The 26,411-nt window shown below is 72.3% G+C and carries 16 protein-coding genes; 11 read left to right on the forward strand and 5 right to left on the reverse strand.

The annotated features are described in order from the left end of the window. Positions 1–11: 11 nt before the first annotated feature. From LDL48_RS30685 to LDL48_RS30695, 3 genes are all read left to right on the forward strand, one after another. A complete protein-coding gene (locus LDL48_RS30685; protein WP_225258607.1) occupies positions 12–3,050 on the forward strand; it encodes a BTAD domain-containing putative transcriptional regulator in 3,039 nt (1,012 codons plus the stop codon). Positions 3,051–3,173: 123 nt separating this feature from the next. Continuing rightward, on the forward strand, positions 3,174–3,689 hold the full coding sequence (locus tag LDL48_RS30690) for a MarR family winged helix-turn-helix transcriptional regulator (protein ID WP_225258608.1): 516 nt from the start codon (positions 3,174–3,176) through the stop codon (positions 3,687–3,689). Positions 3,690–3,815: 126 nt separating this feature from the next. Beyond that, entirely contained in the window at positions 3,816–4,910 is a 1,095-nt protein-coding gene (locus tag LDL48_RS30695; RefSeq protein WP_225258609.1) for a PIN domain-containing protein, read from the forward strand. Positions 4,911–4,936: 26 nt separating this feature from the next. On the opposite strand, the gene LDL48_RS30700 is transcribed toward LDL48_RS30695, so the two are convergent. Continuing rightward, positions 4,937–5,500, reverse strand: coding sequence for a TetR/AcrR family transcriptional regulator (locus LDL48_RS30700; protein ID WP_225258610.1), 564 nt, complete (start codon positions 5,498–5,500; stop codon positions 4,937–4,939). 101 nt (positions 5,501–5,601) lie between these two features. On the opposite strand from LDL48_RS30700, the gene LDL48_RS30705 reads away from it, so the two are divergent. Both LDL48_RS30705 and LDL48_RS30710 read left to right on the forward strand, forming a co-directional pair. Next, complete coding sequence (locus LDL48_RS30705) at positions 5,602–6,672, forward strand: saccharopine dehydrogenase family protein (protein ID WP_225258611.1); 1,071 nt, start codon at positions 5,602–5,604, stop codon at positions 6,670–6,672. A gap of 113 nt (positions 6,673–6,785) precedes the next feature. After that, a complete protein-coding gene (locus tag LDL48_RS30710; RefSeq protein ID WP_225258612.1) occupies positions 6,786–7,106 on the forward strand; it encodes a hypothetical protein in 321 nt (106 codons plus the stop codon). Positions 7,107–7,113: 7 nt separating this feature from the next. Here the strand turns inward: LDL48_RS30710 and LDL48_RS30715 are convergent, their stop codons facing one another. Together LDL48_RS30715 and LDL48_RS44270 are read right to left on the reverse strand one after the other, a co-directional pair. Continuing rightward, positions 7,114–9,795, reverse strand: coding sequence for a DEAD/DEAH box helicase (locus LDL48_RS30715; protein ID WP_225258613.1), 2,682 nt, complete (start codon positions 9,793–9,795; stop codon positions 7,114–7,116). A 140-nt stretch (positions 9,796–9,935) separates the two neighbouring features. After that, positions 9,936–10,403 (reverse strand): cold-shock protein, encoded by a 468-nt coding sequence (locus LDL48_RS44270; protein WP_308016511.1) that lies wholly within the window; start codon positions 10,401–10,403, stop codon positions 9,936–9,938. Between the two features lie 138 nt (positions 10,404–10,541). Between LDL48_RS44270 and recD2 the strand changes: the two genes are divergently transcribed. Continuing rightward, entirely contained in the window at positions 10,542–12,755 is a 2,214-nt protein-coding gene (recD2, locus tag LDL48_RS30725) for an SF1B family DNA helicase RecD2 (RefSeq protein WP_225258614.1), read from the forward strand. Positions 12,756–12,781: 26 nt separating this feature from the next. Here recD2 and LDL48_RS30730 read toward each other — a convergent pair whose 3' ends face one another. Next, the gene (locus LDL48_RS30730; protein WP_225258615.1) at positions 12,782–13,336 is read right to left on the reverse strand and encodes a TetR/AcrR family transcriptional regulator; all 555 of its coding nucleotides are present in this window, start codon (positions 13,334–13,336) and stop codon (positions 12,782–12,784) included. A gap of 73 nt (positions 13,337–13,409) precedes the next feature. Between LDL48_RS30730 and LDL48_RS30735 the strand changes: the two genes are divergently transcribed. From LDL48_RS30735 to meaB, 5 genes are all read left to right on the forward strand, one after another. After that, complete coding sequence (locus tag LDL48_RS30735) at positions 13,410–15,233, forward strand: ABC transporter ATP-binding protein (RefSeq protein ID WP_225258616.1); 1,824 nt, start codon at positions 13,410–13,412, stop codon at positions 15,231–15,233. Positions 15,234–15,391: 158 nt separating this feature from the next. Further along, on the forward strand, positions 15,392–15,619 hold the full coding sequence (locus tag LDL48_RS30740; protein ID WP_225258618.1) for a DUF5988 family protein: 228 nt from the start codon (positions 15,392–15,394) through the stop codon (positions 15,617–15,619). 57 nt (positions 15,620–15,676) lie between these two features. Then, positions 15,677–17,521: a methylmalonyl-CoA mutase subunit beta gene (locus LDL48_RS30745; protein ID WP_225258619.1), complete on the forward strand. Its 1,845-nt coding sequence runs from the start codon at positions 15,677–15,679 to the stop codon at positions 17,519–17,521. Continuing rightward, positions 17,518–19,737 carry a methylmalonyl-CoA mutase gene (gene scpA / locus LDL48_RS30750; RefSeq protein ID WP_225258620.1) on the forward strand — a complete coding sequence of 740 codons (2,220 nt, stop codon included), beginning with the start codon at positions 17,518–17,520 and terminating at the stop codon, positions 19,735–19,737. The genes LDL48_RS30745 and scpA overlap by 4 nt, the downstream gene beginning before the upstream one ends. Next, positions 19,734–20,735 carry a methylmalonyl Co-A mutase-associated GTPase MeaB gene (gene meaB / locus LDL48_RS30755; protein WP_225258621.1) on the forward strand — a complete coding sequence of 334 codons (1,002 nt, stop codon included), beginning with the start codon at positions 19,734–19,736 and terminating at the stop codon, positions 20,733–20,735. Before scpA ends, meaB begins: the two co-directional genes overlap by 4 nt. Positions 20,736–20,756: 21 nt before the next feature. Here meaB and LDL48_RS30760 read toward each other — a convergent pair whose 3' ends face one another. Continuing rightward, complete coding sequence (locus LDL48_RS30760; RefSeq protein ID WP_225258622.1) at positions 20,757–26,243, reverse strand: ATP-binding protein; 5,487 nt, start codon at positions 26,241–26,243, stop codon at positions 20,757–20,759. Positions 26,244–26,411 lie beyond the last annotated feature (168 nt).

Genomic DNA, 26,411 nt, shown 5'->3' on the forward strand with positions numbered 1-26,411 from the left:
ACCGTATGGCCGTGCAGGAACACGGGATGCTGGGGACGCGGTTGCGGTTGCGCCGCTCGGCCGCGGGGCTCAGTCAGCGGGAACTCGCCGCGCGAGCGGGGCTGAGCCTCGCCGCCGTACGCGACCTGGAGCAGGGTCGCACCAGCCAACCGCGCCCCGAGTCCGTGCAGGCGCTCGTCGCCGCCCTCGGCTTGGACGCCGGCGTGGCGGCGGCGTGGCTGTCCTTCGCCGACGCCGGCCCGGCGGTGGAGCCGTCCGGACCGGTGTGGGTCGGCGTGCTCGGCCCGCTCACCGTTCGGCGCGGTGAGCGGGAGGTCGCGCTGGGCGGCGGGCGGCGGCGCGCCCTGCTGGCCCGGCTGGCGATCGCCGCGGGTACCACGGTTCCGGTGTCCGACCTGGCCCGGCTCCTGGGCCGGGACGAGCCGCACCGGGCCGCGGCCGGTGCCGTGCAGAGCGGGATCTCCCGGCTGCGGGCACTGCTGAATCCGGAGCGGGCCGACGGGCGTTCCCAGATGAGCCTGCAGTTCGTCGCCAACGGCTACCGCCTGCACCTCGGCGAACAACAGTCGGACCTGGCCGCGTTCCGCGCGCTGACCCGCCGGGCCGCCTACGCCGCCGACCCGGCCGCCGAGCGGGAACTGCTCACCGCCGCGCTGGAGACGTGGCGTGGCGAACCGCTGGCCGACGTTCCCGAACTGCGCGGGCATCCGCTGCTCACGCCGATCGCCGAGGAACTGGTCGTGGCCGCCATGCGGCACGCGGAGCTGGCCGCGACGGCCGGTCGGCCGGAGCAGGCCCTGCCGTGGCTGCGCCGCCTCACCGCCGAGCATCCGTTGCACGAGCCGCTGCACGCCCGGCTCATCCGGATCCTCGCCGAGGCCGGGCGGACCTCTGCCGCGCTGGAGGTCTTCGACGGCATCCGGCACCGGCTGAACGAGGAACTCGGCCTCGACCCGGGCGCCGAGCTACGCGACGCACACCGCGTCGTCCTGCGCGGCGAGCGCCCGGCGAGCCGGTCGAGCACTCCCGGAACACCGGCGGGCGCCGCCGAAGGTCCGGCGCAGCTGCCGGCCGGGGTCCGGCACTTCACCGGGCGGCACGCTGAACTGAACCTCCTCTACACGCTGGCTGAGAACGAGCATCACCGGGGCACGTCGGTGCTCATCGCGATCACCGGCACCGCGGGCGTCGGCAAGACCTCGCTGGCGCTGCACTTCTCGCACCGCGTCCGGGCCCGCTTCCCGGACGGTCAGCTGTACGTCGACCTGCGCGGTTTCGACCCGTCGTCGGTCGCGGTCAGCCCGGTCGAGGCGATCGGCCGGTTCCTGCAGGCGCTCGGCACGCCGGCCGCTCGAATACCGGCCGATCCGGACGCGCAGGCGGCGTTGCTGCGCGGCATGCTGGCCGGTAAGCGGATGTTGATTCTGCTCGACAACGCGCGCGACGCCGACCAGGTGCGCCCGCTGCTGCCGGCCGGCAACGGCTGCCTGGTGGTGGTCACCAGCCGCGACCCGCTCGTCTGCCTGGTCGCCACCGAGGGCGCCGACTCGTTGCCGCTGAGCCTGCTCTCCGACACCGAGGCCGGCGACCTGCTGGCTGCCCGTCTGGGCCGCCGCCGGATCGCCGCCGAGCCGGATGCCGTCACCGAGATCATCGGGCGGTGCGCGCGGCTGCCGCTGGCGCTTGCCATCGTGGCGGCCCGGGCGGCCACCACGGCCGGACAGCGGCTGGCCGGACTCGCCGACGAACTGCGCGATCAGCGGCATCGGCTGAACGCCCTGGCCACCGGCAGCGCCGCGTCCGACGTACGATCGGTCTTCTCGTGGTCCTATCTGGCCCTGCACCCGGCCGCCGGTGACCTGTTCCGGTTGCTCGGTCTGCACCCCGGCCCGGAAATCTCGGTGCCGGCCGCGGCCAGCCTGGCCGGCCTGCCGGCGGCCGGGGCGCGGCACCTGCTCGACGAGCTGACCGGCGCCCATCTGCTGACCGAAATCGCACCCGGTCGGTTCGCGTTGCACGATCTGCTTCGCGCGTACGCGCATGAACTGGTGACCCTGCATCACTCGGACGAGCAGCGCCGGGCCGCCACGGTGCGGATGCTCGACCACTACCTGCACACCGCACACGCCGCGGCGCGGCTGATCAACCCGGCCCGTCGCGTCATCGCACTCGATCCGCCGGCCGCCGCGACGATCGTCGAGCCGGTCCCCGACGCGGACGCGGCGCTGGCCTGGTTCGGCGTGCACCATCCGGTGCTGCGCGGCGCGATCGAGCAGGCCGACGCGGACGGCCACGACACGCACAGCCGGCAACTCGCCTGGACGTTGTGGAACTACCTCGACCGGCGCGGCCTCTGGCACGAACTGCTGGCGGTTCAGCACACCGCGCTCGCTGCGGCGCTGCGTCAGCACCACCGCGACGGTCAGGCCGTCGCCCACCGTGCCATCGCCCGTGCCTGCACCGGCCTCGGCCGCCTCGATGAGGCGGCCGACCACTACCGGTCCGCGATAGCCCGCAGCGCCGAGACGGGCGACCAGATCGGACAGGCCACCTCGCGCCTGGGACTGGCGCGGATCTTCGATCATCGCGCCGACCCGCGAAGCGCCCTCGACGAGGCGCGGCGGGCGCTGGCCCTGTTCGCACCCGACAGCCGGGACATCGAGCGGGCGTGGGCGCTCAACGCGGTCGGCTACCACAGCGCCCAGCTCGGCGAGTACGAGCACGCCCTGGCCGCCTGCCAGGAGGCGCTGGTCCGGTTGCGGGACACCGATGACCGCTATACGCAGGCGGCGACCTGGGACAGCATCGGCTTCGCCCACCGGAATCTGGGCGACCGGGAACGGGCCGAAGCGGCGTTGCGGCGGAGCATCGAGCTCTTCGAAGGGCTGGGTGCACGCCCTTCCATCGCCGAGACCCTCACCCATCTCGGCGACTGCCAGGAGGCGTTCGGCGACCGGGACGCGGCCCGGTCCAGCTATCGCCGGGCGTTGCACATCTTCGACGACCTGGGACACCCGGACGCCGCCGCGGTCCGTGCGAAACTGGGCTGAGCCGGGACGTCAGGACGCGGTGGGCATCGCCGCGGCGAACGCCGTGCGAGGCCGGCTCCATGGGTGCCGATCTCCCCACCACCAGCTGAGTTGAACGTTAAAGTCTGCTTGTAGAATGATCGTGTGACTGGTCCCACGCCGTGGCTCGACGATGCCGAGCGGTCCGCCTGGATGACGCTGGTGGCCATGCTGATGAGCGTTCCGCCGGCGATCGACGCGCAACTCAAGCGCGATTCGGGGATCAACTTCTTCGAGTACTCGATGCTGTCGCAGCTGTCCGTGCCACCGAACCGGGCCCTGCAGATGACCCGGCTGGCCCAACTCGTCGGCGGCACGCTGTCGCGGCTGTCCCACGCCGCGAGCCGGCTGGAGCAGCAGGGCCTGGTCCGCCGGCGGGTGATCACCGGCGAGTCACGGGCCACCGAGCTGGTTCTCACCGACGAGGGCATGGCTGCGCTGGTGGCCGCGGCGCCCGGCCATGTCCGGGAGGCCCGCCGGCTGGTCTTCGACGTGCTCACCCGCGAGCAGGTGACGCAGCTGCGGGAGATCGCGCGAGCGGTGACCGGCGCGGCGTCACCGGAGGTCGGCGAGGCGCTGCAACGGGCGATCGCCGAGGCGGACGCGGGGGAGGCGTGCTGAGTCCGCCGGCCGATCGGGCGATGGGCCGCCCGGGTCGCGCCGGCCGGGGGAGGCCGTCCTCCGGGGCGGCGACGGGCGGTTCCCGGTGGGCCGGGTGCCGGGCGATGCACGGGTAGGGTGAGGCGCGTGGATCAAGAAGAGCGCATCGCCGTGTTCCTCGACTACGAGAATCTGGCGATCGGCGCCCGCGATCACCTCGGCGGCATGACGTTCGACCTGCGGCCGGTCGCCGACGCTCTCGCCGAGCGGGGACGTGTGGTGGTCCGCCGGGCGTACGCGGACTGGTCGTACTTCGACGAGGACCGCCGGATGCTCACCCGCTCGCACGTGGAGCTCATCGACATCCCGCAGAAGATGGGCGCCTCCCGGAAGAACGCCGCCGACATCAAGATGGTGGTGGACGCGCTGGAGCTGGCCTTCGAGCGCGAGTACATCTCCACGTTCGTGCTCTGTACCGGGGACAGCGACTTCACTCCGCTGGTGCACAAGCTGCGGGAGCTGAACAAGCGAGTGATCGGTGTCGGGGTGGAGCGGACCACCTCGGCCCTGCTGCCACCGGCCTGTGACGAGTTCCTGTTCTACGACCGGCTGGACGGCGTGGAGGTTCCGCCGTCCCGGCCGCGCCGCAGCCGCCCGGCCGCCGCGGCGCCGGTGCTGGTTCCCGCGAAGGCGGTGGAACCGGTCCCCGCGGAGCCCGCCCCTGAGCCGGTCGTCGACGCCCCCGCCCGCGACCTGGACACCCTGGCCACGCTGGTCGCCCAGACTGTGTCCGGCATGCAGCGCAGCGCGAGCGGCACGGTGACCGCCTCGACACTCAAGCGCACGCTGCTGCGTAAGGACCCCACGTTCAACGAGGCCGACTACGGCTTCCGGGCGTTCGGTGAGATGCTGCGCCATCTCGCCGGCACCAACGTTGTCGAACTCAGCGACGGCCAGGCCAAGGGTGACCCCGAGATCTCGCTGCCGGAACACGGCGACCGGGAGGCGGCGTTCGGGTTGCTCCACAACGTGGTCGCCGACCTTGCCGCCGGCAACGGCGCGGTGGCGCTGTCCGGTCTGAAGAACCAGGTCCGCAAGGTGGCGCCGGACTTCAGCGAGAAGAAGCTCGGCTACCGCAGCTTCCTGCAGTTCGCCAAGGCGGCGGCCACGGGTGGCGCGATCGACCTGGCCTGGAGCGCCGATGCCGACGACTACCTGTTGACGCCCCCGGCCGACGAGTGACCCGCCGCCGCGGCCCGGCGCGGATCTCAGCCCTCGAACTCCGCGCGCAGCGTCGCGAGCGCGGCGTCGATGACGTCGCAGAGCCCGCGGTCGTCGTCGGCGTCGAGCCATTCCGCGACGGACACGTACATCAGGGTCACCGCGGTCTCGGCGAGCAGGCCGGCCCGGAGCGGGTCGAGGCCACGGGCGCGTAGGCCGTCCCGCGCCACCTGCGCCAGGGCGGCGCGCTTGTGTTGGTCGCGTTCGCGCAGTCCCTGGTCGGATGCCACGATCGCGCGCCGTTGTCGCAGAGCGTCCCGGCGGCCCTCGAAATGCGTCTCGGCGATCATGCGCAGGCCCGCGACGATCGCCGTCAGCGGGTCGTCGGTGGGCGCCTCGGCCATCAGCCGCGCCGCGACGGACGGCATCTCGGCCTCGTCCGCGAAGAGCACCTCGCGCTTGTCCGCGAAGTGCCGGAAGAAGGTACGTGTGGTCAGGCCGGCCCGCGCGGTGATCGCCGGCACCGTGGTCGCGGCGAAGCCCTGCTCGGCGAAGAGTTCGAGCGCCGCCTGCTGCAGGCGCTCGCGTGCGTCCGGTCGCCATCGGGCCATGACCCCAATCTAGCGGTGATGACATCCCGTGCCGTCGGCGGTACGGTGATGACACGGCATGTCGTCACCAGGGCGGGTGCCGCACCAGGGCGGAGCTGTGCATGAATGACGTGTGGATTCTCGGCGGCACCGGCCGTAGCGGACGGGCGATCGCGGCCGAGCTGCGGCGCCGGGGCATCGAGCCGGTGCTGGTCGGCCGGGACGGCGAGCGGCTCACGGCGGCGGCCGGCGGCCTCCCGACGGTGGTGGCCGCATCCGTCCGCGAGACCGCGGCCGCAATCCGCAGGGAGCGGCCGGCCGTCGTCGTCAACACCGTCGGACCGTTCCTCGAGACGACCGCGCCGTTGCTGGACGCGTGCCTTCCGGCGAGCCACTACCTCGACCTCGCCAACGACCTGGCGGCGGTGACGGCGTTGCTCGGCCGCGACGCGGAACTGACGGCTGCCGGGCGTACCGCCGTCACGGGCGCCGGATTCGGCGTGACCGCCACCGAGAGCCTCGTGGTGCGGCTGTGCGAGGGACGGCCGGCACCGCGGCGGGTCCGGGTCGACATGGTTCCCTCGTTCGCCGTCGAGGACGGCGTCCTCGGTGACGCGCTGGCCGGCACCATCGTGATGGGCAACCCCGGAGTGGCGGGCGGCGGGCGGTTCCAGAGCCGCCGGTACCGCACCGGACGGCTCGCACCCGCCCGTCTCGCCGCCGACCCGATGAAACTGGTCCTTCCCGACGGTTCCACCGTGACCACCGCGAGCATGCCGCTCGGGGAGCTGGTGGCCGCCCAGCGGGCCAGCGGCGCCCCGGACGTGCTCGCCGCGTCGAGCGAGGCCCCGTCCTCCCTCGTCGCCCGCGCGGTCCTGCCCGTGGCGACCGCCCTGCTCGCGATCGGACCGGTGCGCTCGTTCGCCCGCCGACGGCTGGCCCGGGTACGGGCGAAGGCCCGGCCGAAGCCCCGAGAGCACTCCTGGGGCCACGCCGTCGTGGAATGGCCGGACGGCAGCATCCGCGAGGGCTGGCTGCGGGTCGGCGAAGCCCAGTCCTGGGCGGCGACGGTACCCGCCGCCGTGGCCCGGCGGCTGCTGGACGGGCAGGGACGGCCCGGCGCGTACACGCCGGCGACGTTGTTCGGGCCGGCCCTCGCCGAGGCATGCGGCGGCGAGTACCAGATCCGGTGAGCCGCCTCGGATCCTAGGGATCTTCCGGCCGCACCGGCGCTTTACTGGGCCTGCCGGCTACCGACGCCGGGAGGCCGTTTCGGCGCGCCTGTGAGCTGGGAAGGTGGCAGTCAGTGGGAAACAAGTTCACTCTTGTTCTGAACCGGGAGATCACCGACGATGAGCTTCAGACCCTCAGGGACGCAGGTGTGGACGCCGTGGTCGGACGCGAGACGTCGCGCGGCGCCGACGATGTCAAGGTGACGAAGCTGGACTTCGACACCGATGTGTGGCCGTCACTCACCGAGGCCATCCAGTCGTCATTGGACGCCGTGACGGCGATCCCGGAGCTGAGCGTCCCGACGCTCACCGTCCCGGCGCAGCAGGTCGGGGACCCCGCCGTCGTGGCGGGCGACCTGGTCGGGTCCGATCCGGTGGCGGTCGGGGCGGAGTGAGGTTCGGCTAGGGCGTGTACGCCGACAGCCAGCCGGTGGCGCGGTAGTCACCGCGCCGGGTGAAGAGTGCGGCCCCGCGCGGGCCACCGCCCTCGGGATACGGCGCTTCGGCGGTGCCCCGGCGTAGCCCGGTCGTCCGCCAGTGTGGGCCGCTCCAGGTCACCGCGACCGCTCCGGCGGGGCCGGTCACCCAGGCGTGCGGAGGGTACTCCGTGAGCCGGCTGTCGGTGGCCCGGTCCCGCAGGAGCGCCGGATACTCGCGGTCGTCGAGGACACAGCCGGCGGGGGCGCGCCCGGCCGGCCAGTCCGGGCCGGCGTACCCCCGGCCGGCCGCCGCCCGCCACATCGCCGGCACCGCCTGATCCAGGTCGGCGGGGTCGGCCATCTGCTCCAGCATCCAGAGCAGCCGGCCCCCGCCGCGCCGGGTGCCGCAGTGCCGCCAGCGGAGACGCCGCCCGAGGTCGGCCGCCGCGACGGCGCACCAGGGGTGGACCGTCCCGAGAAGTCCCTGGGAGCCGATCCAGTGCAGGTACCGGGGGGCCTCCTCGAGCACCGGGTACATCGCCGAGTAGGGGATGCCGGCGACCGGTTGGTGCGGCGGCGGGATCTGCTCGCCGTCGACATGGGCGAGCAGCGTGGCCAGCGCGAGGTCTCCGGGTGCCCCGCCCGGAGCGGTGGACCCGGAACGGTCACGAAGGTGGCGTTCGTCCGCCGGTGGCAGGGAGGCGAGCAGGCGCGCCACGGCCGGCTTGACACTGTCGCCGGCGGTAGCCTGCGCCAGTTTCGGCACCGCGGTGGTGAGGACCGTGATGAGCAGGCGGTCGGCGTCGCGCGGATTCTGCGGTACCGGTGCCTCGCGCAGCGCCCTGCGCAGGTCGTCGCCGACCGCCGGCGAAATCATCAGCCGGGCGGTCACCGTGCCGAGTTCGGAGGGTGCCAGCTGGTCAGGCTGGTCCGCGGCGGCCGGTTCGGCCAGGAGCTCGGCCTGCCGGAGAAAGGCGACGGCGTCGCGTACCGGGCCCAGGCGGCGGTTGCCCTGGTGATGGGCGAGGGTCCGGACCCACCACCGGTCGGCGTCGGCCGGGGTGGCGATCCGGCGCTGGACGACCTCGCTGAGGACCTGCTCGGGGAGGTTCGCCAGGATCTGTGACTGCACGGTGTAGCCCCGGATCAGCTTGGCCTGCCAGTCACCGTGTTCGTGCTCGTCGACGATCAGGAAGGCCCAGCCGTCCTGTTCCCCGGCGCCGATGCGTCCGGCCCGGCCGAACATCTGCAGCACGGTGGCCACGTCGACGGAGTTGAAGCCCATCTGGGTGTCCTGGACGACCACCGCACGCGCGGGCAGGTTGACGCCGGCCGCGACGGTGGAGGTCGCGACCAGCACGTCCAGCCTGCGGTTGCGGAAGTCGTCCTCCGCCTCGAGGCGATCCTCCCAGCCCTTGTAGTGCAGGCCCACCCGTACGCTGCGGCACACCTCGCGTACCTGTTTCACGTCGTCGGGGTGGACGCCGTTGACGTCCGCCCCGCGCGACGCGGCGACCACCAGAGCGGTGAGCCGGACGTTGCGTTTGCTGCCGCAGAAGACGAGCACGCCGCCACCGTCCGCGGTGACGGTCCGGGTGATGGCGGCCGCCATGCGGGTACGTGCCGCCTCCCGGACGTTCCAGTCGGCGTACCCCGCGATCATCGGCAGTTGCCAGGTGAGCCGGCTCGGCCGCCATGCGATGGGCACCAGCCGGGCCTGCAACCAGGACGCGATCTCCGCGCTGTTGTTGACCGTCGCGGAGAGACCGATGAGCCGGGTGCGGACGCGATGGTCACGCATCCGGGCCAGCACTCCCTCGAGGACCGGGCCCCGGGCCGGATCGCCGAGCAGATGCACCTCGTCGACGATCAGGGCACCGACGTCGTCGAGGGCGTCCCGCAACGACGCGGTGCGGCAGAGCGACTCGAACTTCTCGGTGGTCGCCACCCACAGGTCGGCGTCGCGGATGCGGTCGACGTCGAGGCGGTGTTCACCGGAGAGCCGCTCGATGCGGAGCCCCTGCCGGCGCCAGAGATCCAGGTCGCGGTCGAGTTCATCGGTCAGCGACCGTTGCGGCACCAGCCATGCCGCCTTGCGTCCCTGGCCGAGGATCGCCTGCAGCGCGGCGGTCATGCCGATGACCGTCTTGCCGGCGCCGGTGGGCGCGACGATCAGAAGGTTGTCGTCGCCGCCGAGGACGTCCGGTACCGCCTGGGTCTGCGCCGGGTTGAACTCGGGGTAGGGGAAGTAACCGGCCCATTCCGCCGGCGCCAGCTGCGCGACCGGAGTAGGTGACGGTGCCTGGCGCTCCGCCGGTGCCCAGGCCCGCCACATGGCGTCGAACGCCTCTTCGGCCGGCCGGGCGTGCGCCCCCGACCGGCGCGTGAGCACCTGCCGCCGGGGACGGTTCAGGTGGCATTCGCGGGTCTCCGTGCACCGGCCCTCCACTGCGGAGGGCACACCGATCCGCTCGTCCTCGAGCAGGTACGGCACCCGCCGCACGGACGCCCCCGCGTCGTCGAGCTTGTCCGCCAGGGGATCGAGCGCCGGATCGGCCGAGAGCAGCACGCGGACGGCGGTGTGCGGCGCGAGGACCGGCACCTCGGCGAGGGGATCGCTGATCTTCAGATCCTGGCGCGCAGCGGTCGACCGGCTCGATGACACCGCTGCAATATGCCTTCCACGGAGGAAATACTCCGCGATCCAGCATTACCGGAGATTCACGGCATAAAGTGCAACGCCGTCCCGGCCCGACCGCGCCGGTCGAGCCGCGACGGCGAGTGCCCCGGTACGCGCCCGCTACCTCAGTCCTCGATCCAGCCGTGCGAGCGCGCGACGGTGAGGACGTGCTGGCGTACCTGGAGGATCTGCGCGCCGGTCAGTGTCGGCACCTGCTCCAGCAGCACCGTCGTGATCTCGTTCTTGAACGCGACCGTGCTCAGCACGTCGCATTCGCCGTCGTCGCCGTGCGCGGCCTCGCCGCCGGCCTTGACCGCACTGTCGGGGTCGAGCAGCCTCGCGTACGAGGCCTTGACGCCCCGGCTGCCCTCCATCGCCTCGAACTCGACGCGCTGCCCGCGGCTCACGACATGACGTTGATCGCCGAAGTCGTTCACATGGACGAAGACGTCATCACCGCCCTCCTCCGGACTGATGAACCCGTAGCCCTTCACGTTGTCGAAGCTGAGAATCGTCCCGACCGCCATCACCATCACCACCCCAAGACCCAGGTGTGCCCCCAATTGGCACACCGACCAGCGTAGATCGATCACCCATGAGAACGGGTGCGGACCGTCGGCGGCTCAGACCCGCCGAGATCCAGGGGTGTGACCGTCGTCACGTCTTTCTTCCGAGTTGCCCGCCCGGTCCGGTTTTTGCGCCGGAGTGACGCCGACGGCACCATGGTGGGCGTGCCCGTGGCTGCGTCGTCCCGCCCCTCCCCGCATTCCCTGGAAGCGGTGCTGGAACGGCTGACCTACGTCAACGAGGAGACCGGCTACACCATCGCCCGGGTCGCGACCGGAGGCGATTCGTCCCTGCTGACCGTGGTCGGCGCGCTCCTGGGCGCGCAGCCCGGTGAGAGCCTGCGGTTGCAGGGCTGGTGGTCGTCACATCCGCAGTACGGGCGGCAGTTCGAGGTCGTCTCGTACACCACCGTGCTGCCGGCGACGATTCAGGGCATCCGCCGCTACCTCGGTTCCGGGCTGATCAAAGGCATCGGGCCGGTGTTCGCCGAGCGGATCGTCGAGCATTTCGGCCTGGCGACCCTGCAGATCATCGAGGACGAGCCGGGCCGGCTGGTGGAGGTGCCGGGACTCGGCCCGAAACGCACCGCGAAGATCACCGCCGCGTGGGCCGAGCAGAAGGCCATCAAGGAGGTGATGGTGTTCCTGCAAGGCGTCGGGGTGTCCACGTCGATCGCGGTCCGCATCTACAAGAAGTACGGCGACGCCTCGATCGGCGTGGTCCGCAACGAGCCCTACCGGCTGGCCGCCGAGGTGTGGGGGATCGGGTTCAAGACCGCCGACACGATCGCCCAGGCCGTCGGCATTCCGCACGACAGCCCGGACCGGGTCAAGGCGGGTCTGCAGTACACGTTGTCGCAGGCCACCGACAACGGCCACTGTTACCTGCCCGCGCCCCACCTGATCGCGGACGCGGTGCAGATCCTCGACGTACCCGCCGAACTGGCCCGGCGGTGCCTGGACGAGCTGGTCGAGGCGGAGGGCGTGGTCCGCGAGCCGGTACCCGGTCCGGACGGTGAACCGGTTCCGGCGATCTATCTGGTGCCGTTCCACCGGGCCGAGCAGTCGCTGGCCGGCTCGGTGCTGCGGCTGCTCGGCGATCGCGCGGACCGGATGGCGGAGTTCGGCGGCGTCGACTGGGACAAGGCACTGGCCTGGCTGAAGGCGCGTACCGGCACCGATCTGGCCGTCGAGCAGGAGCAGGCCGTCCGGCTGGCGCTGACGTCGAAGGTTGCCGTCCTGACCGGCGGACCCGGCTGCGGCAAGAGCTTCACCGTCCGGTCGATCGTCGAACTCGCCGCCGCCAAGAAGGCGAAGATCCTGCTCGTCGCGCCGACCGGGCGGGCCGCGAAACGTCTCGCGGAACTCACCGGCCAGCCCGCGGCGACGGTGCACCGGCTGCTGAAGCTGCAACCCGGCGGGGAGCCGACCTACGACCGGGACACCCCGCTGGACGTCGACCTCCTCGTGGTGGACGAGGCGTCCATGCTCGATCTGATCCTGGCCAACAAGCTCGTCAAGGCCGTCCCGCCCGGGGCGCATCTGCTGCTGGTCGGCGACGTCGATCAGCTCCCGTCGGTCGGCGCCGGGGAGGTGCTGCGCGATCTCCTCGCCGCGGACGTGGTGCCCCGGGTCCGGCTCACCCAGGTGTTCCGGCAGGCCGCCGACTCCGGGGTGGTCAGCAACGCCCATCGGATCAACGCCGGCCGGCCGCCGCTGCTGCAGGGGATGAGCGACTTCTTCCTGTTCCCGTGCGAGGACACCGATGCCGCCGCGGCGCTGACCGTCGACGTCGCCTGCACCCGCATCGCGAAACGGTTCGGGCTGGACCCGCGGCGCGACGTGCAGGTGCTGGCTCCGATGCACCGCGGCCCGGCCGGGGCGGGCGCGCTGAACACCCTGTTGCAGCAGCAGCTCACGCCGTCGCGGGAGGGCATGCCGGAACGCCGGGTCGGCGCGCGGGTGTTCCGCATCGGCGACAAGGTCACGCAGATCCGCAACAACTACGACAAGGGCGTGGCCGGGGTGTTCAACGGCACCGTCGGCGTCGTCACCGCCCTGTCCACCGACGATCAGACGCTGAGCGTGCGTACCGACGAGGACGAGGTCATCGAGTACAGCTTCGACGAACTCGACGAGCTGGCCCATGCCTACGCCATGACCATCCACCGTTCCCAGGGATCGGAATACCCGGCGGTGGTCATCCCGATCACCACCAGCGCCTGGATGATGCTGCAGCGCAACCTGCTCTACACCGCCGTCACGCGGGCGAAGAAACTCGTCGTCCTGGTCGGCTCCCGGCGGGCGCTGGCCGCCGCCGTCCGCACCGTCGGCGCCGGCCGCCGCCACACCGCACTCACCCACCGGCTCGCCCGCTGAGGCGGGAGTTCCGGACCCGCCCCGGCTCAGGCCGCGGCAATCTTGATGAGGGTACGCAGGGCCATCTCGCGTGCCTCGTGCCGTGACCGGTGGCTGGTGACCGCGTACTGGTAGGCGGTGAGCAGGGAGGGCCAGATGCTCATCTCGAGCCACTCGGGGTCGAGCCGGCGGTCGATCGTGCCGTCCTCCTGCCCGCGGCGCAGTACCGCCTGCACGGTCGGGTCGTACTCCGGCTTGCGGTCCTCCTCCAGATGGACGCTCTGCGTCCACCAGTAGAAGATCTGGTGTGCGTCGAGCAGTTCGGCACACAACCGCTCGTAGGCTTCCAGACCCGAGCCGGTGTCCGGTCGGGACCGTTTGACCGCCGCCTCGTACTCCGCGTCCACGAACGCGTTCAGCGCGGCGATCAGGGCGGCCCGGCTCGGGTAGTAGCGGTGCAGCGTGCTCCGGGCCACCTCGGCCGCATCCGCCACCTCACCCAGGCTGGCGTTGGGCTTCGCGATGAGCGTCGCGATGGCGGCCAGGAGGATGGCGCGGCGAGTGCGCTCGCGTGTGGAGCTCTCCGTGGCCGTCACAGACATGCGGAAAGAATAACCCGAGTTCGACAATCGGACAGCCATTGTCGTTTTTGGGACATGAATGTACGATCGCTCGGTGGGTGACTCGCGGACGACCGAAGAAGCGACCCGTACCGTGCTGGATCGCAGACTGGAGAAGAGCCGGCTGGCGCTCCTGTGGCGCTATGCCCGTCCCCGGGCCCGGGTGCTGATCGGCGCGCTCGTGCTGGGGCTGTTCGTGTCGGCCCTCAATCTCGCCAATCCGCTCGTCACCAAATGGGTGCTGGATTCCCTCGCCGGGGGCGGCACGCTGGTGACCCCGGTTCTGCTTCTCGTCGGGCTCCTGGTCATCGGTGCCGCCGTCAGCTGGTGGCAGTGGACCATCCTCGGTGCCCTCGCCGAGCACATCGTCTACGACGTGCGCGACGGCATGATCCGCCGGTTCCTGCGCGCCAAGGTGTTCCCGCTGCTGCGGCGCTCACCGGGAGAACTCGTCACCCGGGTCACGTCGGACTCGCTCCTGCTGCGCGAAGCGACCTCGTCCAGCATCATCGGGCTGGTCAACGGCGCGATCATGCTCGTCGGGACCATCGTGCTCATGGCCGTGCTGGACCTCCCGCTGGTGGCGGCCACGCTCACCGCCGTGCTCATCGTGGTGATCATCTTCGTGGCGCTCATGCCCGCGATCGCCACCGCGCAGGAGAAGGCGCAGGACTCCCTCGGCGCTCTGGGCGGTGCGCTCGAGGGAACGCTCCGGGCGATCAAGACCGTGAAGGCCGCCGGCGCCGAGCAGCGCCAGCTCGACGTCCTGCTGCGCCACGCGGCCGAGTCGCGCCGGCAGAGCATCCGTGCGGTGCGGCGCGAAGCGCTGGTGTGGACGGTCGCCTGGTCCGGCGTCCAGGGGGCGATCATCGTGATCCTCGGATTCGGCGCCTGGCGCGTGTCGACCGGTGACCTCCCCGTGTCGACGCTCATCGCCTTCCTGCTCTACGCGTTCGGCCTGATCGGCCCGATCATGGAACTGAGCACCCACCTCACCGCGATGCAGGCCGGACTCGCGGCCGCGGGGCGCATCCGCGAGCTGGAGGCGCTGGAGATCGAGCCCGCCGATCCCGCCCTGGCGACCTCGGCGCCGGGAAACCCGGACGGTTACCTCTGGACCGCCGAACGTCCCCCGGCGATCGAACTGCGTGGGGTGACCGCCCGTTACGGTCCGGACACGGAACCCGCGGTGCGCCAGCTCGACATGGTCATCCCGGCCCGGGGCCACGTCGCGATCGTCGGGCCGTCCGGCGCCGGGAAGACCACCGTGCTCGCGCTCATCCTGCGGTTCCTCGAACCGGAGCAGGGAGAGCTGCTACTCGACGGCGTGCCGTACGACCGGCTCGGCTCCGCCCGGGTGCGCGAACATCTCGCCTACGTCGAGCAGGAGACTCCGGTCGTGCCCGGCACCATCGGCGAGAACATCACCTTCTCGAACCCGGACGCCTCCCGCGAGCAGATCGACGCGGTACTCGAGCAGATCAGGCTCGACGGGCTGGTGGACGGCCTGCCGCTCGGCCTCGACACCCCGCTCAGCGACAGCTCGATCTCCGGCGGGCAACGCCAGCGGATCGCCCTCGCCCGCGCCCTGCTCGCCGACCCGCGGGTACTCCTGCTCGACGAGGCGACCGCCCAGGTCGACGGCATCACCGAGGCCGCCATCCACGCCGCCGTCCGGGAGCATGCGCAGCGGGCGGCGGTCATCACGATCGCCCACCGGCTGTCCACCGTGCTCGACGCGGACGAGATCCTGGTGATGAAGGACGCGCGTGTGGTCGCCCGGGGCTCCCATGACGAACTGCTGGAACGCAGCACCCTCTACCGGGAGCTGATCGAGGCCCTGCACATCCAGACCCAGACGCCGGTCCCGGCCGTCTGAGGCCTGGCCCCGCCGGTACCGCTGACTCTCCGGCCCCAGGCCCAACTGTCTGGGGAAAATCACACGAATAGCGGCGGATCATTGTGGTCCGGGCGGCTGTCGCGACCGCCGGCCCGGGCGTACGTGCGGGATCACAGGTCGCGAGAACGAGGGTGATCATGGGTGAGAACGGCGTTCCCAACGTGTTCCTCCGCGGTGGCGATCCGCAGGCGGCGATCGCTGACGAACAGCGGCTGCGCTACCTCCCGGACTCCAGCACCACCACGGTGAAGATCCTGTGTGGCAACCGTTACGAGCACTTCGAGGCCAGCCCGGACACCACCCTTGTGGACGATCGCGAACTCCGGGTCTTCGACTGGGCCCGGCGGACGTACGTGGCCGAGTGAACGGGCGGGACGTGTCGACCTGGACTGCCGGGCCATGACCGCGTGGCCGAGGAACTCATGACGGGTACCGAGTTTCCCGCCACCACGGCCGAACAGTGGCGGCGCCTGGCGCTGGCCGCGCTGCGCAGGTCCGGCAACGCCACCGACCGCACCGGCCCGGAGCAGGTGGACGACCTGCTCGCCACGGTGACCCACGGCGGGCCGCGGATCGCCGCTCTGCACACCGCGGACAGCGCGGTCCTGCCGCCGGTCGGCCTGCCGGGCCAGCCGCCGTACGTGCGGGGGGCCCGGGCCTCGGGTGGGCTGGTCGCGGGCTGGGACGTGCGCCAGCGGTACGCCGAGGCGGAGCCGGAGGCGCTCCGCGAGGCCGCGCTCACCGACCTGGAGAACGGGACGACCTCGCTCTGGGTGGTGCTCGGCGGTGACGCCCTGCCGATCGACGCCCTGCCGGACGCGCTCGACGGCGTCCACCTCACCATGGCCGCGGTGTTCCTGGACAGCGGTGACGGCTGCACCGACGCGGCCGACGCCTGGTTCGACCTGGCGGCCGCCCGTGGGCTTGATTCCCGGCAGCTGTCCGGGGGACTGGGCGCGGATCCGTTGGGATGGCGGGCCCGCACCGGGGACCGGACCGGCCTCGGTGGTGCGCTGAAGGACACCGCATCGCTGGCGACCCGGTGCGTCGCCGAGGCGCCGGGCGTTCGCGCGATCACCGTGGACGCCTCCCCGTACCACGACGCCGGTGGCTCCGACGCGGAGGAACTCGGCAGCGCCGTCGCCGCCGGTGTCGCGTACCTTCGCGCGCTGACCGGCGAGGGGCTGTCCGTCGCGGCGGCCCTGAGCCAGATGGAGTTCCGGTTCGCCGCCACGGTCGACCAGTTCGCCACCATCGCCAAGCTGCGCGCGGCCCGCCGGCTGTGGGCCAGGGTCGCCGAGATGTGCGGCGCCGCCGACGCCGGTGGGCAACGACAGCACGCGGTGACCTCGGCGGCCATGATGACCGTCCGGGACCCGTGGGTGAATCTGCTGCGCACCACGATCGCGACCTTCGCCGCCGGGGTGGGCGGGGCGGAGGCGGTGACCGTCCTGCCCTTCGACCATCAGCTGGGCCGTCCCGATGCGTTGTCCCGGCGCCTGGCCCGCAACGCGCAGACCCTGCTCGTCGAGGAGGCGCATCTGGCCCGGGTGCTCGACCCCGCCGGTGGCTCGTGGTACGTCGAGCAGTACACCGAGCAGCTGGCGCAGGCCGCCTGGGAGTGGTTCACCACCATCGAGCGTGCCGGCGGTCTCGCGGCCGCACTCGACAGCGGTCTGGTCGCCGACCGGCTGAACCGGACGTGGAGGCTGCGGGAGAGCGGCATCGCGCACCGCCGGGACCCGATCACCGGGGTGAGTGAGTTCCCGAACCCGGCCGAGGAACCGCCACCGCGCCGGCCCGCCGCCGCGCCCGCGAACGGCGGCCTGCCCCGGCGGCGCCATGCGGAGGCGTTCGAGCGTCTCCGTGACCGCAGCGACGCCCACCAGGAGACCACCGGTGGCCGGCCCGCCGTCTTCCTCGCCGCCCTGGGCGCACCGGGCGGGAGCGGACCGCGCGTCACGTTCGCGACCAACCTGTTCGCGGCCGGCGGCCTGGCGGTGGTCACCGGGTCCGGCGCGGACCCGCAAGCCGTCGCCGCCGCGTTCGTGGCCTCCGGAACCACCGTCGCGTGCCTGTGCGGCACCGACAAGGCCTACGTCGAACACGCCGATCCGGTGGTCGCGGCGCTGCGGGCGGCCGGAGCGCAACGCATCCTGCTGGCCGGCCGGGGCGACCATCCGGACGTGGACGAGAACGTCCACGTGGGGTGTGACGCCGTGGCGGTCCTGACCAGAACACTGGCCGAGCTGGGAGTGCCGGAGTGATCCCTGACTTCTCCACCGCCGAGTTGACCGCGCCGGTGCCCCCGCCGGACGCGGAGCAGACCTGGCAGGCCGCGGTGCTCGCGGAGACCGGGCGGGCCCCCGGCGACCTGCGCTGGCACACGCCCGAGAACGTCGTGGTGCCGCCGCTGTTCACCGGCGCCGATCTGGCCGGCCTGGACTTCCTGGACACCTATCCCGGCATCGCGCCGTACCTTCGTGGCCCCTATCCGACCATGTACGTCAACCAGCCGTGGACCATCCGGCAGTACGCCGGATTCTCCACCGCGGAGGAGTCCAACGCCTTCTACCGCCGCAATCTGGCCGGCGGGCAGAAGGGCCTGTCGGTGGCGTTCGATCTGCCGACCCACCGCGGCTACGACTCCGACCACCCACGGGTCACCGGTGACGTCGGCATGGCCGGCGTCGCCATCGACTCCATCTACGACATGCGGCAGTTGTTCGCCGGCATCCCGCTGGACCGGATGAGCGTGTCGATGACGATGAACGGCGCGGTGCTGCCGGTGCTCGCGCTCTACATCGTCGCCGCGGAGGAGCAGGGGGTCGCGCCGGAGCAGCTGTCCGGCACGATCCAGAACGACATCCTCAAGGAATTCATGGTCCGTAACACCTACATCTACCCACCGGCGCCGTCGATGCGGATCATCTCCGACATCTTCGCGTACACCTCGCAGCGGATGCCGCGCTTCAACTCCATCTCCATCTCCGGCTACCACATCCAGGAGGCCGGTGCGACCGCCGACCTCGAACTCGCCTACACGCTCGCCGACGGGGTGGAGTACCTGCGCGCCGGACGGGACGCCGGGCTCGACATCGATGCGTTCGCGCCGCGGCTGTCGTTCTTCTGGGGCATCGGCATGAACTTCTTCATGGAGGTGGCCAAGCTCCGCGCCGGCCGGCTGCTGTGGGCCAGGCTGGTGCGCGAGTTCGGGCCGAAGGACCCGCGCTCGATGAGCCTGCGCGCGCACAGCCAGACCTCGGGCTGGTCGCTGACCGCGCAGGACGTGTACAACAACGTCGTCCGGACCTGCGTCGAGGCGATGGCGGCCACCCAGGGACACACCCAGTCGCTGCACACCAACGCGCTCGACGAGGCGCTCGCCCTGCCCACCGACTTCTCCGCCCGGATCGCCCGCAACACCCAGCTGCTGCTCCAGCACGAGTCCGGTACGACGCGCGCCATCGACCCGTGGGGCGGGAGCGCCTACGTCGAGCGTCTCACCCGCGATCTGGCCGCCCGCGCCTGGGAACACCTCACGGAGGTCGAGGCGGCCGGGGGCATGGCCCGGGCGATCGACGAGGGCATCCCGAAGATGCGGGTGGAGGAGGCCGCGGCCCGGACCCAGGCCCGTATCGATTCCGGCCGCCAGGCGGTCATCGGCGTGAACCGGTACCGCCTGGACGCCGACGAGCCGATCGACGTGCTGAAGGTCGACAACGCCGCGGTCCGGGCCAGCCAGCTGGCGAAGCTGCGCGCCCTGCGCGCGGAACGCGACGAGGCCACCTGGCGTGCCTCGCTGGACGCGCTGACCCGGGCGGCCGATCGGGAGCGCACCGGCGCGCGCCGGCCGGGGCTGGAGGAGAACCTGCTCGCGCTGGCGGTGCGCGCCGCCCGGGCCAAGGCCACCGTCGGGGAGATCTCCGACGCGCTGGAACGGGTCTACGGCCGCCACACCGCGCGCATCCGCACGGTGTCCGGCGTGTACCGCAAGGAGGCGGGCGAGGTGTCGAACATGACCGCGGCCCGGGCGGCCACCGCCGCGTTCGCCGCGGCGGAGGGACGCCAGCCGCGGATCCTGGTGGCCAAGATGGGGCAGGACGGCCATGACCGCGGGCAGAAGGTCGTCGCCTCGGCCTTCGCCGACCTCGGCTTCGACGTCGACGTCGGCCCGCTGTTCGCCACCCCGGCAGAGGTGGCGAAACAGGCCGTCGACGCCGACGTGCACATCGTCGGCGTCAACTCCCTCGCGGCCGGTCATCTCACGCTCGTCCCCGCCCTGCGCGACGAACTGGCCGCTCAGGGCCGTCCCGACATCATGATCATCGCCGGTGGCGTCATCCCGCCGCAGGACTACGACGCGCTGCGGGCCGCCGGCGCCGCCGCCATCTTCCCGCCCGGCACCGTCCTGGCCGACGCGGCGGTCGACCTGCTCGCCGACCTGTCCGGCCGACTCGGCCACCCCGTACCGGCGACATGACCCCACCGGGGCCGGAGATCGCCACGGTGGCGGCCGGGGTACGCGCCCGGACCCCGGCGTGGGTCGCCCGTGCCATCACCCTGGTCGAGTCGACCCGCAGCGACCACCAGGCCCAGGCCCAGCGCCTGCTGGCCCTGCTGGCCCCGGACGCCGGCCGGTCGCACCGCATCGGCATCAGCGGCGTGCCCGGCGCCGGCAAGTCCACCTTCATCGACGCGCTGGGCAGCCATCTCATCGCCGCCGGGCATCGGGTCGCGGTCCTCGCCGTGGACCCGTCCTCGTCCCGCAGCCGCGGCAGCATCCTGGGCGACAAGACCCGCATGGCGCGGCTGGCCGCCGCCCCCGACGCCTACGTCCGCCCGTCACCCACGGCCGGCACCCTCGGCGGAGTCGCCAAGGCCACCCGGGAGGCGATCGTCGTGGTGGAGGCCGCCGGCTACGACGTCGTCATCGTGGAGACCGTGGGCGTGGGACAGTCCGAGACCGCCGTCGCCGACATGGTCGACTCGTTCCTGCTGCTGGCCCTGGCCCGCGCCGGCGACCAGCTCCAGGGCATCAAGAAGGGCATCCTCGAACTCGCCGACGTCATCGCCATCAACAAGGCCGACGGCGTGCATGCCGCCGAGGCGAGACGCGCGGCCCGGGAACTGACCGGCGCACTGCGGCTGCTTCGCGGCGGCGACGAATCGTCCTGGGTGACGCCGGTCCTCACCTGCAGCGGTCTCGACGGCACCGGCATCGAGGAGACCTGGGCGCAGCTGACCGCGCACCGCGAGAGGTCGCGGTCGAGCGGGGAGCTGACCGAGCGCCGCCGCCGGCAGCAGGTGGAGTCCATGCGGGCGATGGCCCGGGACGCCGTGCTGAGCCGCTTCCGGTCGCATCCCGCGGTGCGCGCCGCCACCGACGCCGTGGAGCGGCGCGTCCTGGACGGTTCCCTCACGCCCGCACAGGCCGTGGAACACCTGCTCGCCGCCTATGACGGGCGCGCAGTGACCTGACCGGTCACCGCGCGCCCGGCCTCAGGATGCTCCGGTCGCGCCCATTCCCCTCTCCACGGCCTCGATGACCTTCGGCCGCAACTCCGCGGCGCTGATGATCGCATCGACCGAGCCGACCTCGACCGCGCGCTGGATGCTGTGCACCCGGTCGAACTCGGCGGCCACCGCGCCGAGCATCTCGGCGCGGACGGCGGACTGCGCCTCGACCAGTTGCGCGTTCAGCAGCGCGCGCTCGGTCCCGCTCGTCGCCGCCGCCTGTCCCTGCAGCTTGGTCACCCGCGGATCGGCCGCCGTACGGGCGTCGACGTCGCCGGCGAAGACCACCGCGGCGGCCGGGGCGCCGCCGAGGACCGAGGCGTAGGAGCCCTCCAGTGCCAGCACGGTCATGGTCGGGTTCAGCGCCTTGGAGAACACCACGAACGCGCCGCCGTGGTAGCGGGAGATCACGCAGAACACCAGGGGGCCGCGGAAGTTCACGACGGCCCGGCCGATCTCGGCGCCGTACTCCAGTTGCAGCTCGCGCATCGACTCCGGCGAGCCGTCGAAGCCGGACAGGTTGGCGAGCACGACCAGCGGGCGGTTGCCGCTCGCGGCGTTGATCGCCCGGGCGGCCTTCTTGGACGAGCGGGGGAAGAACGTGCCGGCGGTGTAGGTGTCCGGACCGTCGGTCGGCGGGAAGCCCTGCCGCGGCACCGAACGGGACTCGATACCGAGCAGGCACACCGGGATGCCGCCGAGATGGGCGTCCTGCACGACCGCGGTCTCCGCACCGGCCATCCCGGCCCAGCGTTCCAGCACCGGGTGGTCCTGGTCGGACAGGGCCCGCATCACGGTCCGGATGTCGAACGGCTTCTTGCGGTCCGGATTGGCGGTCCGGGAGAAGATCTCGCCGACCGTGCCGAAGTCGCATCCCGGCGCGGTGTGCGGGAACACGGTGACGTCCCGGTCGACCGGATCGCTGGTGTCCGCCCGCCGCGGTCCGGCCTCGCCCGGCGCGACGTACGTGTGGTCGTAGTGCGCCATCAGCACGTCCCGCGCGCCGGCCAGGTCGGGCGCCCAGTACTGGGCCTGCCCGTTCGGCGACATCACCCGCTCGTAGCCACCGATGCCGAAGTTGTCCTCGGCCGATACCCCACCGGAGAAGTCCAGCGCCTGCTTGCCGGTGAGCACCATGGCCGAGTCGGGCGTCATGATCAGGACGCCCCTGGTGTGCATCAGCATCGTCGCCTCGGCGTTCCAGTACGGCTGCGCTCCGACGTTGATGCCCGCCACCACGATGTTGATCTCACCGCCGGCCTGGGTGAACTCGACGATTCGCTTGAGCGCCGCGGCCACCCAGTCCATGTTCTCCGTGCCCGACGTCATCGAGATGCGCGCCCCGGCGGACAGCGCGTACCACTCCAACGGCACGCCCATCCGCTCGGCCAGGTCCAGCGCGGCGATCACCCGGCGGCATTCCGGCTCCGACAACGCGCCCAGCGACTTCGTCGGATCACCCAGCAGCACGACCCGGACCACGCCCTGCGGATGCCGGCTGGTGCGGGTGGTGGCCACGCCCGCCACGATTCCCGCGGTGTTGCCGCCCTTCGGGCGATCCACCGGGGCCAGTGCCAGGTCGTCGTCGAGGTCGTACTCCACGACGTCGCCGATCAGGCCGAACAGCTCGTACGGGTACGCGTTTCCGCGCCGGGCCGCCCGGAGCACCTTCTGCCGGTAGCCGTCCAGCGGTTGCACCGGCTCCTTGGAGGGCTCGCCGACGTGCAGGTGCGCGCCGCCGCCGGTGCCCAGGGTCATCCGCATCGCGGACTCGACCAGTTCGCCGGCCGGGGTACGCCGGCGAGCGACCAGCTCGATCTCCTCGAGACCGGCGCCCGCGGTGGTCGGCAGGAGACGCCGGCCGAGCGTCTCGAGTTCCTCGGCGGTCAGGTCGGTCGGCGGCCAGACGTACAGGATGATGCGGTTGGTCTCGTACCGCTTGTGCGGTGGGCGCTGGGCCTGCACCTTGCGGATCGCGTCCAGGCAGCCGGCGAGGACGTTCTCCAGCGACGGGAGGGCGCGCAGCGGGCCGTCGGCCTCGCGCAGCGGCGTCAGATCGCGGACCTGGCTGAGTGCGATGAGCCGCTCGTCCGCCGGGTTGCTCTTCGCCACGGCCCGGAACAGATAGATCTCCTCGTCGGCCGAGGGCAGCCGGACCAGGTCGAAGGCGTGCAGCCGGCGCAGCCGCAGGCGTCGGGCGGTCTGCGGGTGCAGGTCACGGATCAGCCGGTCCTCGGCGAAGCCGGCATCGCCCGGCCGGAAGGTGAACTGGCGATGCATCACGGCGCCGCTCGGCCCGGCCACGATGACGGTGACCCGCTGGGTGCTCCCGGGCATCGGATGGTCGGCGAGAAGCCGGCCCAGGCGTTCCGCCATGGTGTCCGCGTCCGGCTGGTCCGGCCAGGTCACGTACACGTCGGCGATGAGTCCGCGGTCGGCGCGGCCGGCCGCGAGCGCGCCGATCTGATCCAGCGCGGCGGGCAGGGCGCCGATCGTGGCGGCGGTGGTGACGACCCGGAACACGCCCCCGGCGGTGGTGTGCCGGGCGGTGACGAACCGGCAGCCCGCGGTGTCCTGGACGGTCACCTCGGACAGCCGGCGATTGCCGTAGTAGCGGCGGACCAGCACCTCGAGCAGCGGGGCGTGGTCGAGGCCGGGCCGCCCCATCCGCTGGCCGAGGAGCCGGACCAGCGGTTCCGGGCAACTCACCATCGCCTGGATCCGTTCCGCGCGGTCCGCCGCCAGCGGCGTCAGGTCCAGGTGGCGGAGATCGCCGCGGACGGCGGCGTACGCGGTGGCGCGGTTGCGGCGCAGCAGCGGCTGGGCGAACCAGCGGAACACCGACCCGCGGGCCAGATCCGACACCGCCGGGAAACGCACCTGCGTGGCCTCGATCAGACGGCTGAGGGCGCGGCCGGCGCCGTCGTGCAACGATGCCGGCGGCGGATTGTCGGTGAGCCACTGCCGGAGCAGTTCCGAGACGATGGCGGCGGCCGCGGCCGCACGCTGTTGGGCCAGGCAGAGCCGGAAGACCGCGTCCTCGAGCCCGGGGGTACGGTCCAGATCCGTGACGCCGTAGTGCGCGAGCGCCCGCTCCAGCACGGACTGGAAGTCGGTGGTGATGCCGGCGCGCCCGACGTCGAGGCTCTTCAGGTAGCTGTGGAAGTACTCGCGATTGCTCCGTACCGAGCCGCCGGGTTCGGTCTCCGGGCCGCCGGCCGGCTTGGTGCGGCTCAGCTCCAGCAGGTCCGCGAACGCGGTCACCAGGCCGATCTCCTCGGGCCACGGCCCGCCACCGGCTTCCGCGCGGACCGCCAGATAGGCGGACCGGATCCGTTCGCCGTCCTGCGGCTCGGCGTCGAAACCGAGCAGGAAGCTGCGCAGGTCGGACAGCACCCGCTCGACCCGCTCGGCCGCCGAGGAGTCCACCGGCCCGGCCGGCAGATCGATGTCGGCGGTGGCGGCCGGCTCCGGTGCCTCGACCGTGCCGTCGTCGCCGGCCAGCGGCTCCAGGCGCATCAGCAGCGAGCCGGCGCCGACCTGGCTGCCCACCGAGACCAGGCATTCGCCGACCCGGGCCCGGAACGGCGCGTGCAGCACCGTCTCCATCTTCATGCTCTCCAGCACCAGGATCGGGGCACCGGACGCCACCTCGTCGCCGGCCGCCACCGGCGTCGCCACCACCAGGGCCGGTGCGGGCGCGGTGACCACACCGCCCTCGTCCCGGCTGATCCGGTGGGTCACGCCGTCGACCTCGATCAGGTGGACCGGGCCGTGCGTGGCCGACGCCAGCCGGAACCGGCGGCCGTTGACCACGATCTGCCCGCTGTGCCTGTCGAACCGCCGTACCTCGGCCTCCGCGGTGTGCACGTCACCACCGCTGGCGACGCCGACCCGGAAGGCGTTCTGCCCGGCCCGGGCCACGTTCACCCGGTAGTCGATCCCGCGGAGCTTGAACCGCAGCTGCCGGGCGCCCTGGTGCTGCATCTGTGGGCGCCCGCCCCGGGCGGTGGACAGGAACGACTGAAGGCTGGCCTCCTCCTCGGCGCGGTAGGCCTCGATCGCGGCCGCCGCCAGGGCGACCGCGGAGTGCTGACGGCTGACCAGGCGGCCCTGCGCGCGGACCCGGTCGATCCAGCCGGTGTCGGCGCTCGCGTCGATCACCTCGGGCTGGTTCAGCAGGTCGATCACGAAGCTCTTGTTGGTGACGCCGCCGTCGATGAGGACCGTGGTCTCGGCCATCGCGCGGCGCAACCTGCCCAGGGCCTCCCGCCGGTCCCGCCCGTAGGCGATCACCTTCGCGATCATCGAGTCGAAGTCCGCCGGGATGGTGTCGCCCTCGCTGACGCCGGTGTCCACCCGGATGCCGGGACCGACCGGAAGCACCAGGCGCGTGATGCGGCCCGGGGCGGGCGCGAAGTCCCGGTCCGGGTCCTCGGCGTTCAGCCGGGCCTCGATGGCGTGACCGGACTCGATCGGCGGGTCGCCCTCGAGCCTGCCGCCGCTCGCGATGTGCAGCTGCAGCCGGACCAGATCGATGCCCGTGGTGATCTCGGTGATCGGGTGCTCGACCTGGAGCCGGGTGTTGACCTCCAAGAAGGCGAACAGCTTGTCGCCGGGGTGGTAGAGGAACTCGACGGTGCAGGCACCGCGGTAACCGACCGCCACGGCCAGCCGTTCGGCCGACGCCTTCAGCTCCGCGGCCTGGCCGGCCGACAGGACCGGTGAGGCGGACTCCTCGATGACCTTCTGATTGCGCCGCTGCACCGAGCAGTCACGCACCCCGAGCGCCCACGCCGTGCCCTGGCCGTCGGCAATCACCTGCACCTCGACATGCCGGGCGCCGGTGACCAGCCGCTCCAGGAAGACCACGCCGGAGCCGAACGAGCGCAGGGCCTCCTGGCGCGTGCGCTCGTACGCGTCGGCCAGGTCGTCGGCCGTCGAGACCTTCCGGATGCCTCGCCCGCCGCCGCCCGCGGTGGCCTTGAGCATCAGCGGGAAACCGATCGCGTCACCGGCGCGCAGTGCGTCCTCCAGCGTGGCCACCTCGCCGCGGCTCCACGGCGCGACCGGCACGCCGACCTCCTCGGCGATCAGCTTCGCGCCGATCTTGTCGCCCAGCTTGCGCATGGCATCCGCGCTCGGGCCGATGAACGCGACGCCGATCTCGTCGCACAGCTCGGCGAACGCCGGATCCTCGGCGACGAACCCCCACCCCACCCACGCGGCGTCCGCGCCCGTCGCCACGAGGGCCTGCCGGAGCACGGCGTGATCGAGGTACGGGCGGGTGGACGCCGGGCCCAGCGGGTAGGCGACATCCGCCTGCCGGACGAACGTGGCGTCCTGATCGCTGTCGGTGTAAAGGGCGACGGTCTCGATCCGCGTACCGGTCTCGGCGGAGAGGCCACGAACGGCGTAGATCAGCCGCATTGCGGCCTCTCCCCGGTTCACGATGGCGATGCGACGGAACACCGTTCCTCCATTCACGGTGACCAGGGCGAGGCCCTGACCGGACGTTCGGCTGGTCGGGAGTCGAGGTGCACGACCTGGGCATCGGGGCCGTCGAAGGAGCGCGGTGCCGATTTCCCGGAGCCTAGTGACGAAATCCGTCGGGAAACCCTTAGTTCGCGGGCGGTCCGA

The sequence above is a fragment of the Jidongwangia harbinensis genome (assembly GCF_020216025.1).
Taxonomy (GTDB): domain Bacteria; phylum Actinomycetota; class Actinomycetes; order Mycobacteriales; family Micromonosporaceae; genus Actinoplanes; species Actinoplanes harbinensis.